Here is a 12,912-nt window from a genome sequence, read left to right as displayed (position 1 = left end):
ATTGATTTTTTATGCATATTTATTGACTATATTTTCATTCCGACATGATGGACAGCAGAGTGAGGCAGCAAATGGCAGCAGAGCAGAAAGCAGTGACACGGGATACTCACGATAAAGTGATTTTGCCGGTTTATGCACCCGCGAAGTTTGTACCTGTGAAAGGTAAAGGGAGCCGCGTCTGGGATCAGGAAGGCCGCGAGTATATCGATTTCTCCGGCGGTATTGCGGTCACGGCGCTGGGCCACTGCCATCCTGCACTGGTTAGCGCGTTGCAGCAGCAGGGTGAAACGCTGTGGCACACCAGCAATATTTTCACTAATGAGCCTGCGCTACGCCTCGCCAGCAAATTGATTGATGCCACTTTTGCCGATCGCGTGTTCTTTGTTAACTCCGGCGCTGAGGCTAACGAAGCCGCCTTTAAGCTGGCGCGTCACTATGCGGTTAAACGCCACAGTCCGTATAAAACCAAGATCATCGCTTTCTACAATGCGTTCCATGGCCGGACGCTGTTCACCGTCTCAGTTGGTGGACAGCCTAAATATGCTGATGGTTTCGGGCCTAAGCCTGCGGACATTGTCCATGTTCCCTTCAACGATCTGGCTGCGGTGAAAGCGGTGATGGACGATCATACCTGTGCGGTCGTGCTGGAGCCGATTCAGGGCGAAGGCGGGATTACGCCTGCAACGCCTGAGTTTTTACAAGGTGTGCGCGATCTGTGCGATCAGCACAAGGCGCTGCTGGTATTTGATGAAGTGCAGAGCGGGATGGGGCGTACCGGTAAATTATTCAGCTACATGCACTACGGTATTACACCGGATATTCTCACAACGGCTAAAGCATTGGGCGGCGGGTTCCCGATTAGCGCGATGCTGACGACGGAAGAGATCGCATCGGCCATGACGGTTGGCGTACACGGTACCACCTATGGCGGCAACCCGTTGGCCTGTGCAGTGGCGGAAGCCGCGCTGGATATTATTAACACGCCGGACGTGTTGTCAGGCGTTGCGGATCGCCACGATCGCTTTGTCAGTGAGCTTGAGAAAATCAATCAGCAGTACGGCGTATTCGAACAGGTTCGCGGTATGGGGCTGCTGCTGGGCGCAGAACTGAAACCGCAATGGCATGGTCGCGCGGGCGAGTTCCTGGCTGCCGCAACGGCTCAGGGGCTTATGGTGCTGATGGCTGGGCCTAACGTTATCCGCTTTGTACCGTCTTTGATCATTGATGAAGACGATATTGCGCAGGGGATGGCGAAGTTCGCCAAAGCTGTCGCGCAGGTCGTTAACACAGCAAACTGATTATGCTCTCAAAAGATCAGCCATAAAAAAACGTAGGGAACGTTTTTCAACGTTGCGTTAGCAACGGCCCGAAGGGTGGCGAGCAGGAAGCTCGCCATAAAAAAAGCGTGAGGCCGAGGCTTCACGCTTTTTTATTGGTAGGGTACAGCGACAGGGGTTTAGCGAGTGCCGTAAACGACAATCGTTTTACCGTGTGCAGAGATCAGGTTCTGGTCTTCTAACATTTTCAGAATGCGACCCACGGTTTCACGCGAGCAGCCAACGATTTGCCCAATTTCCTGACGGGTAATTTTAATTTGCATGCCATCTGGATGCGTCATGGCATCAGGTTGTTTGGCCAGGTTGAGTAGGGTTTGGGCAATACGGCCGGTCACATCAAGGAAGGCGAGGTTGCCGACTTTCTCAGAGGTAACCTGAAGTCTGCTTGCCATTTGCGCAGACAGACGCATGAGAATATCTGGGTTAACCTGGATGAGCTGGCGGAATTTTTTATAAGAAATTTCAGCCACTTCACAGGCGGTTTTTGCCCGAACCCAGGCACTGCGTTCCTGACCTTCTTCAAACAGGCCGAGCTCGCCGATAAAATCGCCCTGATTGAGGTAGGAGAGGATCATTTCCTTGCCTTCTTCATCTTTGATTAGCACTGCGACAGAGCCTTTCACGATGTAGTAAAGCGTTTCTGCTTTTTCACCTTGGTGAATCAGCGTGCTCTTCGATGGATACTTGTGAATATGACAATGGGAAAGGAACCATTCGAGAGTTGGGTCTGTTTGCGGTTTGCCGAGAACCATTCGCTATCATCCTCTGTTGTAATTCACTGCGCAAATTACAGGGGTCAGAGTTCCCTGTACGGCGTGTTTAACTGCTAAAAAATAAAATTCATTCTAGGCAGAATGACGTCAGGGAATATACTGGAACCACTGTACCCTTGATTTTCCGGTTGCTGCCTTGCCGCATCGTAAACGTGGCTGGGTATATCTGGCCACGTAATCATCTTCTTCGTTTCTGGGTTTGTCCAGAAAAGGTCTATTCTATTTTCGTTTTAACACAGCTTTAAGGATGTGTCTTGTGTTGTCTCGCTTCAGCATGACAAAGCTCTGATTAACGCTGGTTTTTGTACAGTAACGATATAAATTTTCAAAAAATTTTTAGTGGAGAGGCATCATGCAGGCTCGGGTAAAATGGGTTGAAGGCTTAACGTTTTTGGGCGAATCCGCATCAGGGCATCAGATATTGATGGACGGCAATTCTGGCGATAAAGCGCCCAGTCCGATGGAAATGGTATTGATGTCCGTAGGAGGATGCAGCGCGATTGACGTGGTGTCGATTCTGCAAAAAGGTCGCAACGATGTGGCGGATTGTGAGGTGAAATTAACGTCAGAGCGTCGGTCTGACGCGCCACGTTTATTTACCCACATCAATCTGCATTTTATCGTGACGGGAAAAGGACTGACTGACAAAGCTGTCGAGCGAGCTGTCGCCCTGTCGGCGGAAAAGTACTGTTCTGTGGCACTGATGCTGGGCAAAGCCGTTGAGGTGACGCACAGCCACGAAATTAGAGTGCTGGCATAACCCCTGTCTCTGGGCACTAATTCTGGTCACTTAAGCCCGTTATTAGGGGAAACACAGGGGGAGGTTCCCGTAGGGAGGCCTCACCCCTGTGGTCGCCCGTGTATCTCGATGCTCATTCGATGGTTTTCCCTTCAATTAACCGCTGCACCAGCGGGGCCATGATTAATTCCATCGCCAACCCCATCTTCCCGCCGGGAACGACCAGCGTGTTGATATGGGAGATAAATGAACCCTGCAACATGGCGAGCAGATAGGGATAATCAATATTATCCAATCCCTGAAAGTGAATCACGACGAAGCTTTCGTCCAGTGAGGGAATCGACTTGGCGGCGAACGGGTTGGAGGTGTCCACGGTAGGCACGCGCTGGAAGTTGATGTGTGTGCGAGAGAACTGTGGCGTGATATAGGTGATGTAGTCTTCCATCGAACGGACGACGGAATCCATCACCGCTTCACGCGAGTGGCCGCGCTCATTGACGTCACGAATCAGCTTTTGAATCCATTCCAGGTTGACGATTGGCACCACGCCGACGAGCAAATCGACATGCTGTGCCACGTCGTTTTGCTCAGTGACCACGCCGCCGTGCAGCCCTTCATAGAACAGGATGTCGGTGGGTTCCGGCATCGGCTCCCACGGTGTGAACGTCCCGGGAACCTGATTATAGGGAATCGCTTCATCGTAGGTATGCAGATATTTGCGCGTTTGGCCGCGCCCGTGCAGGCCATATTCGATAAACGACTGTTCCAGCAGGCTGAAATCATTCGCTTCCGGGCCGAAATAGCTGATGTGGCGTCCTGAATCACGTGCTTTACGAATCGCCATATCCATTTCCGGGCGGGTATAGCGGTGAAAGCTATCACCTTCCAACTGGGCTGCACGCAGATCAAACTGCTGGAAAATCTTACGGAAGGCCAGACTGGTTGTTGTGGTTCCCGCTCCGCTGGAGCCGGTAACCGCAATAATCGGATGCTGATGTGACATAAGGCGCGTGACTCCGTGATCGCGAGGTTCGCATAGACCGAAGGCCTGCGCGCATCCTCAAAAAAGACGTAATTAGTTATCATTGTTAGCATGTTTGGCGCGTTCTTTCACGACTTTCGCCATGCTCAATAAGGGGCATGTCCTCTGGCATTGAGCTGGTTGCGGGGCATGATATTGAGCGTTTCATGTAACTCAGACCACACCAATACCACCTCGCCAGACTGGAGCTGGCTACGGATATCTTCCACTTTCTGCGCCAGCGATCGCTCCTGTTCGCCGTAATCGGTGCCTTCCCGCAGGACGAAAGATTCAATGATGTTATCCAGCGTTTCTGGATCGAGCTGTTGCCAGGGAATAATCACGCTATGTTTCCTGATTCAAAGGGTTCCTGAGTAAAAACGGTTCCTGAAGAAAAAGAGTCGCTGGCCTGATCCAAAAATGGGCTAAGCCAGTTGGGAATGCGCTGTTCCAGCCACATTTCCGGTTTCAGCAACGTTCCCCCGACGAAGCCGACATGCCCGCCATGTTCCGTCAGCTGATACTCAATATTAGACGGTAACTGCGACAGATCGGGAATCACCTCTGATGTCATGAAAGGATCGTCCTTCGCATGGATGATGAGCAGCGGTTTACGTATCTGAGGTAATAGTGGCAGAGCGCTACAGCGTCGATAGTAGTCGGCTGCATCGCGAAAGCCGTGGATACGCGAAGTAATGACGTCATCAAACTCTCGTAGCTGGCGGATTCGTTTCAACTGCGGCAACTGAATCGGCAGCGTGTCTGGGTAAGCCGCCAGCTTGCGGCCGGCGTTTTGCTTCAACAGACGCAGCAGGTAGTGCTGGTAGACGCGGGAGAAACCTTGTTCCATCCGACGGCTACAGGGTTCGAGCATCAGTGGTGCGGAAACAATAACGGCCGCGGACAGGGAACAGGTTTCGCCTTGCTGAGCGAGCAGGTAGGCCAGCATGTTGCCGCCGAGAGACACGCCGATGGCGGCGGTAGGCGCATTGCCCAGCGTCTCTTGCATCCAGTGCAGAAAATAGCTGGCATCGCTGGTTTCGCCGGAATGATAAATACGCTTCATCCGATTGGGTTTTCCGCTGCACCCGCGGAAATGCATGATGACGGCCAGCCAGCCGCGCTGTTTACAGGCATGTAGAAGGCCGTGGGCGTACGGGCTATGAAAGCTGCCTTCCAGCCCGTGGAACAGCACCACGCGCGGTTTGTGCCGAGCCTGTTCAGGAGCTTCGCTCCACGCTAGATCGACGAAATCGCCGTCCGGTAATTCAAGTGGCTGCCAGACTGGCGAGAACTGCGCGTGACGGCGAATCAGACGCGGCAATAGCGTTTGCAGATGTGGGTTATGGGCGCCGCTCAGCGGACGAAAGTGATTATGCATAAAGGATATGGAAATCTTGTTGTCGACTCTTGTACGATCAATATCACACTGTTAGCTTCAATGCTGCCAGTTGGTACGACATTTGGGTCAGGAGCGCCCACAAATCATGGAACTGAGTTTATTTCTTTCGATGTTGGGATTTTTGTGGGTAGCGGCCATCACACCGGGGCCGAACAATATGCTGTTGACTACCTCGGGCGCGAATTTTGGCTTTATGCGTTCACTGTGGCTAATGGTTGGCATCATGCTGGGCATGCAGAGTATTTTGCTGCTGGTGGCATTCGGTGTTGGTGGTTTGATTCTGATTTACCCTTCGCTGCATTTTATCCTGAAAGTCCTCGGCAGTGCCTATCTGCTCTGGCTGGCGTGGAAAATCGCCACGGCGGCTTATGAACGGCTGGAAACGTCCGCTGCGCCGCCCCAGCCGATCCGGTTTTATCAAGGGTGGTTGCTGCAATTCCTGAATCCGAAAGCGTGGCTCATGGCGCTGGGGGCGGTTGCCAGCTTTAGTCTGGCGGGGGAAGGCTATAACCAGTCCGTGATCGCGATAAGCATCGGGATTGTGTTGGTCAATCTGGTGTCCGGTGTCATCTGGCTCGGGTTTGGTACGATGATTGGGCGACTGCTGCGCAGTAAGAAAGCGTGGATTATCTTCAATGTGTCAATGGGATTGCTGACCGCCGCCTGCGTGCTGTTGATTTGGCATTAAGGCTTCGTTCACGAGCATAGCGAGCGGCTTTCCGCTCGCTATGCCTTTCAGGACACAAATCTTAAAGCGAATCGCTCTGTATCATCTGCTCTAGCTGTTCCTGAGCGTCCAGCCAAGACATTTCCGTTTCTTCCAGCGCGATTTTGACTTTGGTTTGTTGTTGCAGGCAGTCGGTGAGCTCGGCCTTGCGGCTGATGTCATAGATGGCGCTGTCCGCCAGCCGAGCTTCAAGCGCCGCCAGCGTTTCCCCCAGCTTTTCCATCTGCTGTTCAAGCTTGGTTATCTGTTTGCGCAGCGGCTGCGTTTGCGTTCTCAACTCGGCTTCGCGGCGTTTCTGATCTTTTCTGCCCTGCGCACTGTTGGCGGTGTTTTCTTTTGGCGTTTCATCGGCCGCGTTTTCCTGACGTTGCAGGCCGACCAGCCACTGCTGGTAGTCTTCTAAATCGCCATCGAACGGTTCTACTTTCTGGTCGTGTACCAGATAGAGATCGTCCGTAGTAGAACGGATCAGGTGTCGATCGTGCGAGACGACAACCAGCGCGCCTTCAAAATCGATTAACGCTTCGGTCAGTGCCTGACGCATATCCAGATCGAGGTGGTTGGTTGGTTCGTCGAGCAGTAGGAGGTTCGGGCGCTGCCAGACGATCAGTGCCAGTACCAGACGGGCTTTTTCGCCACCGGAGAAGCGCTCGGTGATCTCCGTGACTTTGTCGCCCTGAAAACCGAAGCCTCCAAGGTAGTCGCGTAGCTGCTGTTCTGTTTCCCGCTCTGCCAGACGTACCAGATGCTGCAAGGGTGATTCGTCCGCACGTAGAAACTCTAACTGGTGCTGAGCGAAGTAACCGAGCTTCACGCCTTTCGCCAGCCCAATTTCCCCTTTCAGTGGGGCGAGCGTGCCAGCAAGCAGCTTGATCAGCGTGGATTTACCCGCGCCGTTATGGCCGAGCAGCCCAATGCGGGAACCCGGCACTAAATTAAGTTTGATCGATTCCAGAATTAGCTTGTCGTTATAGCCTGCGCTGACCTTTTCCATCTTCATGAGTGGATTTGGCAGCGACTCCGGGGCGCGAAAGCTGAAACGGAAAGGGTTATCGACATGCGCTGGCGCAATCATCTCCATGCGTTCCAGCATTTTTATCCGGCTTTGCGCCTGCTTGGCTTTGGTCGCCTGCGCGCGGAAGCGGTCAATGTAGTGTTGCAGGTGCGCGACACGCTCCTGCTGGTGTTCATAGAGCGATTGCTGCTGTGCGAGGCGAGTAGCGCGCTGGCGTTCAAACGAAGAATAGTTACCGGTGTACTCGTTGAGCGACTGCTGTTCGATGTGCAGAATCTTGGTCACGACCGGATCGAGGAAATCGCGGTCGTGCGAGATCAGTACCAGCGTGCCAGCGTAGTTTTTCAGCCACTTTTCCAGCCAGATAACCGCATCCAGATCGAGGTGGTTGGTCGGTTCATCCAGCAACAGCAGATCTGAACGACAGATCAGCGCCTGTGCCAGATTCAGACGCATCCGCCAGCCGCCGGAAAAGGCGCTGACGGGCTGTTGTAACTGTGACTGAGAAAATCCTAGCCCATTGAGCAGGCTTGATGCTCTGGCCTGAATCGTCCAGGCTTGGATGGCATCCAGCTTGCCGTGCAGCGTGGCAATCGCGTTACCGTCGTTCTCTTCGTTGGCGGTCTGCAACGCGGCTTCCAGTTGGCGAAATTCGCGGTCGCCGTCAATCACGTAGTCCAGCGCGGGTTTATCCAACGCGGGGGTTTCCTGATTAACCCACGCCAGTGACCAGTTTTGCGGGAATGTTGCGCTGCCACCGTCGGCGCTGATTTCACCTTTTAGTAATGACAGCAGCGTAGATTTACCACAGCCGTTCTTGCCAACCAGGCCGACTTTCTGGCCGGGATTAACCGTTGCTGTCGCGTTGTCGATCAGAACGCGTACACCACGTCGAATTTGCAGCGAAGAGAAAACAATCATAAAGCGCCGTATGTTCAGAGTATGTTAAATTATGGACATCTCAGGACACGCGGTGTCCTGTTTTTAGTCGTTGCGCTGCATGGTAACGGAAAACGATTATTATGACGACGCTTTGGAGGGGAATGATGTCGCAGCCACCGAAGATTTTGCTGCTGTATGCCCATCCGGAACCACAGGACTCGGTAGCAAACCGGATCTTATTGCAACCGGCTCAGCAGTTGGCGAATGTAACCGTGCACGATCTTTACGCACACTATCCTGATTTTTTTATCGATATTCATCACGAACAACAACTGCTGCGTGAGCATCAGGTCATTGTTTTCCAACATCCGTTTTATACCTACAGCTGTCCGGCTTTACTGAAAGAGTGGCTCGATAGGGTGTTATCCCGTGGTTTTGCCAATGGGATCGGCGGTAATGCGCTGGCGGGTAAATACTGGCGCTCGGTGATTACGACCGGTGAGCCGGAAGATGCGTACCATCCCGACGGGAGCAATCGCTACCCGATGGAAGATTTGCTACGCCCGTTTGAGCTAACGGCAGCAATGTGCCGTATGCATTGGATGCATCCCATGATTGTTTACTGGGCGCGTCGGTTACAGCCCGATGTGTTGTCGAGTCAAGCCAAAGCTTACGGTGAATGGCTATCCTCCCCTTTACCTGAAGAGGAACGCTAATATGGAGAGTTCCGCGCTACTGACCGCCGGAGTCTTGTTTTTATTTGTGGCGGTCGTAGCCGTACCGATTGCTGCCCGATTAGGAATTGGTGCCGTACTGGGCTATTTGATCGCCGGGATCGCTATTGGCCCGTGGGGGCTTGGCTTTATCCGTGATGTGGAAGCCATCCTGCATTTCTCGGAGCTGGGTGTCGTTTTCCTGATGTTCATCATCGGTCTGGAGTTGAATCCCTCCAAGCTCTGGACGCTGCGCCGCTCGATCTTTGGCGTGGGGGCCGCGCAGGTCGGCCTGAGTGCGCTGATTTTAGGCGGAGCCTTGTATCTGACGGACTTCTCGTGGCAGTCCGCGCTGATTGGTGGCGTGGGGCTGGCGATGTCGTCAACGGCTATGGCGCTGCAACTGATGCGCGAAAAGGGCATGAACCGCAATGAATCGGGGCAATTAGGTTTCTCCGTTCTGCTGTTTCAGGATTTGGCCGTTATCCCTGCGCTGGCGCTGATTCCGATTCTGGCTGGTGTGCAGGGTGATTTCGGCGATTGGGAACGGATTGGCCTTAAGGTCGCTGCGTTTCTCGGCATGTTAATCGGCGGCCGCTATCTGGTGCGTCCGCTGTTCCGTTTTATTGCGGCATCCGGCGTGCGCGAGGTGTTCACCGCCGCCGCGCTGTTGCTGGTGCTCGGCTCTGCGCTGTTTATGGAAGCATTAGGGCTTTCCATGGCGTTAGGCACCTTTATCGCCGGTATTCTGCTGGCGGAAAGCGAATATCGGCATGAACTGGAAATCGCTATTGAGCCGTTCAAAGGTTTGCTGCTTGGCCTGTTCTTTATCTCTGTAGGAATGGCGCTGAATCTCGGGATCCTCTACACCCACATCGTGAAGATTATGGTTGCGGTATTGGTGCTGGTGGCGGTGAAAGCGGCTGTACTGTATTTCCTTGCGCGGATTAATCGTATGCGCCGCTCCGAGCGCTTGCAGTTTGCCGGGGTGCTGAGTCAGGGCGGCGAGTTCGCTTTCGTCCTGTTTTCCGCTGCGGCTTCATTCAACGTATTGAAGGGTGAGCAACTGCCGCTGTTGCTGGTGACGGTGACGCTATCAATGATGACGACGCCGCTGCTGATGCAGTTAATCGACCGCATTCTGGTACGCCGTTACAACGTGCAGGATGTGCCGGATGAGAAACCGTATGTCGAGGATGATGAGCCGCAGGTGATCGTGGTGGGCTTCGGGCGTTTCGGGCAGGTGATTGGCCGCTTATTAATGGCGAACAAAATGCGGATTACCGTTCTGGAGCGTGACATCAGCGCCGTGAGCCTGATGCGCAGCTATGGTTATAAGGTTTATTATGGTGATGCCACGGAGCTGGAACTGCTGCGCTCGGCGGGGGCGGATAAAGCGCGCTCCATTGTGATCACCTGTAATGCGCCGGAAGATACGATGGAGATTGTGCATCTCTGCCAGCAACACTTTCCAAACCTGGAGATTCTGGCGCGGGCACGCGGGCGTGTTGAAGCTCATGAGCTGTTACAGACAGGCGTAAAACATTTCTCGCGCGAAACTTTTTCCAGCGCGCTGGAACTAGGGCGGAAAACGCTGGTGACGGTGGGCATGCACCCCCATCAGGCGATGCGTGCACAACAGCATTTCCGCCGTCTGGATATGCGCATGCTGCGTGAGTTGATGCCGCAGTTGACGGGGGATGTCGCACAAATCTCCCGTGTGAAAGAGGCTCGCCGTGAGCTGGAGGATATTTTCCAGCGGGAAATGCTGCGCGAGCGCCGTCGGCCGAGTGTGTGGGATGAAGACGACGAGTAAGAGCCAATAATGCCTATTGAAATAGGTTCTAGGTTTTAGAACGGCGATGAATTGGAGTTATCATGCGTAAACGCTTTATTGCAGGGGCCGTGTGCCCGACGTGTCAGGCTCAGGATACGCTGGCGGTTGGACGAGAGGATGATGTCGAGGTGGTGGTGTGTGTGAAGTGCGGATATCGCCAGAGTCAGGCAGATGAGCCCACGACGGCACCCATCCCACAGGCTAACGAGATTATCGGGATCTTCCGGCCAGAATGAGGGATGAGTATCGTGGTGGCATTGTCGCCAACCGTTGACGTTTTTTGATTCCAGACGGTACATAGGGATATTTTTCAGCTACAATTTGCGCCAGTTTGATTTCCAACGGTAGGAGATATCATGAAAGTAGCAAAAGATCTGGTGGTCAGCCTGGCCTATCAGGTACGTACAGAAGACGGTGTGTTGGTTGATGAGTCTCCGGTGAGCGCGCCGTTGGACTATCTGCATGGTCACGGTTCCCTGATTTCTGGTTTGGAAAAAGCCTTGGAAGGCCGTGAAGCTGGCGCGAAGTTTGATGTGAACATTGGTTCCAGCGACGCTTACGGCAACTATGATGAAAATCTGGTTCAGCGCGTACCGAAAGATGTCTTTATGGGCGTTGACGAGCTGCAGGTTGGCATGCGTTTCCTGGCTGAGACCGATCAGGGTCCAGTACCAGTTGAAATCACCGAAGTTGAAGACGACCACGTTGTTGTCGACGGCAACCACATGCTGGCAGGTCAAAACCTGAGCTTCAACGTTGAAGTTGTTGCTATCCGCGAAGCGACGGAAGAAGAGCTGGCGCACGGTCACGTTCACGGCGAACACGATCATGAACACGGCGACGGCTGCTGTGGCGGTCATGGCCATGATCACGACCACGATCACGGTCACGGTCACGGTCACCAGCACGGTAAAGGCGGCTGCGGCGGCAACGGTGGATGCGGCTGCCACTAATTTAGTCGTAGCGCATAAAAAAAACCTCAGGTTGATGAAGATCACCTGAGGTTTTTTTATATCTGGGCTTTGGTGAGCGCCAGTATAGCGGAGCCGCTCTCAGTAATGCGGCGGCGGCGTTTCTTCCGACTGGGGGGCGACAAGCGAGGTTTGCTGGCTGCGCAGCCGATCGGTGAGTAGACGGACATGTTCACGCAGGCGGCTAATTTCCCGCTCGTGTTGAATAACCGTTTGGTTAAGCTCTTCTATGGTTAATTCCTGAAAGGCCTGTCGGCTTTCCAACTGTTCAAGCCGTTCTTCAAGTGCTGATGGTGACATCGGTGTTCCCCTTACTTCTTGTTACCCGCGAGTTTGTCAGAAAGCGGAAACTTCTGGTAGTAAAAACGGTCGCAGTAGGGCGCAATGCACTATCCGGATTGGGGCAAATCGTTGCCAGAAGGCTTTAGGACGATACAAATGATGTCGGAAAAGCTTCCTGACGTTTTTTATCAAAGGATTGTCGCGTGCGTCGTTGTGTTGTCTTCGTCCGCACAGTTATAGTAGGCGCGAATTTATTTTAATGATGGCTGGAGCGCGTCGCTCCAGATGCTGGAGAAATGGATGAAATCACTGTTTAAAGTAACGCTGTTAGCAACAACGATGGCTCTGGCTCTGAACGCAGGCCAGGCTCTGGCGGCAGATAAAGCGCAGGCATCTGACACCACTGCGGCAGCCAAATTCAAGAACGATGAGCAGGCAGCGGCTTATGCGTTAGGTGCATCTTTAGGGCGTTACATGGATAACTCTCTGAAAGAGCAAGAAAAATTAGGTATCAAACTGGATAAGGATCAGCTGATTGCTGGTGTTCAGGATGCCTTTGCTGATAAGAGTAAGCTGACTGACGAAGAAATCGAGAAAACGCTGCAAGGCTTTGAAGGTAAAGTGAAAGCCGCAGCTGAAGCCAAGATGAAGCAAGATGCGAAAGATAACGCGGATAAAGGCGCCAAGTATCTTGAGTCCTTCGCCAAAGAAAAAGGCGTGAAGAAAACTGAATCTGGCCTTCTGTATCAGGTTGAGAAAGAGGGTAGCGGCAAAGCGCCGAAAGACAGCGATACCGTAGTCGTTAACTACAAAGGTACGCTGGTTGACGGTAGCGAGTTCGACAACTCCTACAAACGCGGTGAGCCACTTTCTTTCCGTCTGGACGGCGTGATCCCAGGCTGGACTGAAGGTCTGAAGCACGTTAAGAAAGGCGGTAAAATCAAGCTGGCTATCCCACCAGCACTGGCCTATGGCGAAAATGGCGTGCCTGGCATTCCAGCTAACTCCACGCTGGTGTTTGACGTTGAACTGTTGGACATTAAATCTGAAGCTGACCTGAAAGCAGCGGATGATGCGAAAGCTGAAAAACCAGCAGCCGAAGAGAAAGCCGCTAAGTAAGCATCTCGATAGTAGTAATATGACCGCAGGCACTGGCCTGCGGTTTTTTTTGTTTCACCATCACTTCCCTGCGATTGAATCCCTTTCCTGTTAA

14 protein-coding genes are annotated in these 12,912 nt (G+C 53.1%); 8 read left to right on the top strand and 6 right to left on the bottom strand.

Annotation, left to right across the window (positions count from 1 at the left end; genetic code table 11):
- Window positions 1-71: 71 nt before the first annotated feature.
- Complete coding sequence (gene argD, locus BUB06_RS15830) at window positions 72-1,298, top strand: bifunctional acetylornithine/succinyldiaminopimelate transaminase (RefSeq protein ID WP_039473995.1); 1,227 nt, start codon at window positions 72-74, stop codon at window positions 1,296-1,298.
- Window positions 1,299-1,456: 158 nt separating this feature from the next.
- Here argD and crp read toward each other — a convergent pair whose 3' ends face one another.
- Entirely contained in the window at window positions 1,457-2,089 is a 633-nt protein-coding gene (gene crp, locus BUB06_RS15825) for a cAMP-activated global transcriptional regulator CRP (protein ID WP_004090925.1), read from the bottom strand.
- Window positions 2,090-2,462: 373 nt separating this feature from the next.
- Between crp and BUB06_RS15820 the strand changes: the two genes are divergently transcribed.
- Entirely contained in the window at window positions 2,463-2,870 is a 408-nt protein-coding gene (locus BUB06_RS15820; RefSeq protein WP_039473993.1) for an OsmC family protein, read from the top strand.
- Between the two features lie 112 nt (window positions 2,871-2,982).
- On the opposite strand, the gene BUB06_RS15815 is transcribed toward BUB06_RS15820, so the two are convergent.
- The 3 genes from BUB06_RS15815 to BUB06_RS15805 all read right to left on the bottom strand — a co-directional run bounded on the left by BUB06_RS15815 (window position 2,983) and on the right by BUB06_RS15805 (window position 5,251).
- Window positions 2,983-3,852 (bottom strand): phosphoribulokinase, encoded by an 870-nt coding sequence (locus BUB06_RS15815; RefSeq protein ID WP_010297039.1) that lies wholly within the window; start codon window positions 3,850-3,852, stop codon window positions 2,983-2,985.
- Between the two features lie 125 nt (window positions 3,853-3,977).
- Window positions 3,978-4,214: a YheU family protein gene (locus tag BUB06_RS15810; protein ID WP_039473991.1), complete on the bottom strand. Its 237-nt coding sequence runs from the start codon at window positions 4,212-4,214 to the stop codon at window positions 3,978-3,980.
- Entirely contained in the window at window positions 4,211-5,251 is a 1,041-nt protein-coding gene (locus BUB06_RS15805) for a hydrolase (protein WP_039473988.1), read from the bottom strand. Before BUB06_RS15805 ends, BUB06_RS15810 begins: the two co-directional genes overlap by 4 nt.
- Window positions 5,252-5,357: 106 nt before the next feature.
- Here BUB06_RS15805 and BUB06_RS15800 point away from each other — a divergent pair, with 106 nt between their 5' ends.
- Window positions 5,358-5,960 (top strand): LysE family translocator, encoded by a 603-nt coding sequence (locus BUB06_RS15800; protein ID WP_039473985.1) that lies wholly within the window; start codon window positions 5,358-5,360, stop codon window positions 5,958-5,960.
- Between the two features lie 61 nt (window positions 5,961-6,021).
- Here BUB06_RS15800 and BUB06_RS15795 read toward each other — a convergent pair whose 3' ends face one another.
- Window positions 6,022-7,935 carry an ABC transporter ATP-binding protein gene (locus BUB06_RS15795; RefSeq protein ID WP_039473982.1) on the bottom strand — a complete coding sequence of 638 codons (1,914 nt, stop codon included), beginning with the start codon at window positions 7,933-7,935 and terminating at the stop codon, window positions 6,022-6,024.
- A 125-nt stretch (window positions 7,936-8,060) separates the two neighbouring features.
- On the opposite strand from BUB06_RS15795, the gene kefG reads away from it, so the two are divergent.
- The 4 genes from kefG to slyD all read left to right on the top strand — a co-directional run bounded on the left by kefG (window position 8,061) and on the right by slyD (window position 11,399).
- Complete coding sequence (kefG, locus tag BUB06_RS15790) at window positions 8,061-8,612, top strand: glutathione-regulated potassium-efflux system ancillary protein KefG (protein WP_039473970.1); 552 nt, start codon at window positions 8,061-8,063, stop codon at window positions 8,610-8,612.
- Window position 8,613: 1 nt separating this feature from the next.
- Window positions 8,614-10,425 (top strand): glutathione-regulated potassium-efflux system protein KefB, encoded by a 1,812-nt coding sequence (kefB, locus tag BUB06_RS15785; protein ID WP_010297021.1) that lies wholly within the window; start codon window positions 8,614-8,616, stop codon window positions 10,423-10,425.
- 62 nt (window positions 10,426-10,487) lie between these two features.
- Complete coding sequence (locus tag BUB06_RS15780; RefSeq protein WP_039473966.1) at window positions 10,488-10,682, top strand: YheV family putative zinc ribbon protein; 195 nt, start codon at window positions 10,488-10,490, stop codon at window positions 10,680-10,682.
- A 120-nt stretch (window positions 10,683-10,802) separates the two neighbouring features.
- Window positions 10,803-11,399 (top strand): peptidylprolyl isomerase, encoded by a 597-nt coding sequence (gene slyD, locus BUB06_RS15775; RefSeq protein ID WP_039473963.1) that lies wholly within the window; start codon window positions 10,803-10,805, stop codon window positions 11,397-11,399.
- Between the two features lie 99 nt (window positions 11,400-11,498).
- Here slyD and BUB06_RS15770 read toward each other — a convergent pair whose 3' ends face one another.
- Window positions 11,499-11,717: a protein SlyX gene (locus tag BUB06_RS15770; protein WP_010277499.1), complete on the bottom strand. Its 219-nt coding sequence runs from the start codon at window positions 11,715-11,717 to the stop codon at window positions 11,499-11,501.
- A 282-nt stretch (window positions 11,718-11,999) separates the two neighbouring features.
- On the opposite strand from BUB06_RS15770, the gene fkpA reads away from it, so the two are divergent.
- On the top strand, window positions 12,000-12,818 hold the full coding sequence (fkpA, locus tag BUB06_RS15765) for an FKBP-type peptidyl-prolyl cis-trans isomerase (protein ID WP_039474310.1): 819 nt from the start codon (window positions 12,000-12,002) through the stop codon (window positions 12,816-12,818).
- Window positions 12,819-12,912: the final 94 nt, after the last annotated feature.

The sequence above is a fragment of the Pectobacterium carotovorum genome (assembly GCF_900129615.1).
Classification (GTDB): domain Bacteria; phylum Pseudomonadota; class Gammaproteobacteria; order Enterobacterales; family Enterobacteriaceae; genus Pectobacterium; species Pectobacterium carotovorum.
This window is presented reverse-complemented; position numbering and strand designations above follow the sequence as displayed.

Coding starts and splice junctions, on each gene's coding strand:
- BUB06_RS15795 (WP_039473982.1), bottom strand. CDS start 7,935: ATGATTGTTTTCTCTTCGCTGCAAATTCGACGTGGTGTACGCGTTCTG.
- kefB (WP_010297021.1), top strand. CDS start 8,614: ATGGAGAGTTCCGCGCTACTGACCGCCGGAGTCTTGTTTTTATTTGTG.
- BUB06_RS15820 (WP_039473993.1), top strand. CDS start 2,463: ATGCAGGCTCGGGTAAAATGGGTTGAAGGCTTAACGTTTTTGGGCGAA.
- BUB06_RS15800 (WP_039473985.1), top strand. CDS start 5,358: ATGGAACTGAGTTTATTTCTTTCGATGTTGGGATTTTTGTGGGTAGCG.
- BUB06_RS15815 (WP_010297039.1), bottom strand. CDS start 3,852: ATGTCACATCAGCATCCGATTATTGCGGTTACCGGCTCCAGCGGAGCG.
- fkpA (WP_039474310.1), top strand. CDS start 12,000: ATGAAATCACTGTTTAAAGTAACGCTGTTAGCAACAACGATGGCTCTG.
- argD (WP_039473995.1), top strand. CDS start 72: ATGGCAGCAGAGCAGAAAGCAGTGACACGGGATACTCACGATAAAGTG.
- BUB06_RS15770 (WP_010277499.1), bottom strand. CDS start 11,717: ATGTCACCATCAGCACTTGAAGAACGGCTTGAACAGTTGGAAAGCCGA.
- BUB06_RS15780 (WP_039473966.1), top strand. CDS start 10,488: ATGCGTAAACGCTTTATTGCAGGGGCCGTGTGCCCGACGTGTCAGGCT.
- BUB06_RS15805 (WP_039473988.1), bottom strand. CDS start 5,251: ATGCATAATCACTTTCGTCCGCTGAGCGGCGCCCATAACCCACATCTG.
- slyD (WP_039473963.1), top strand. CDS start 10,803: ATGAAAGTAGCAAAAGATCTGGTGGTCAGCCTGGCCTATCAGGTACGT.
- kefG (WP_039473970.1), top strand. CDS start 8,061: ATGTCGCAGCCACCGAAGATTTTGCTGCTGTATGCCCATCCGGAACCA.
- crp (WP_004090925.1), bottom strand. CDS start 2,089: ATGGTTCTCGGCAAACCGCAAACAGACCCAACTCTCGAATGGTTCCTT.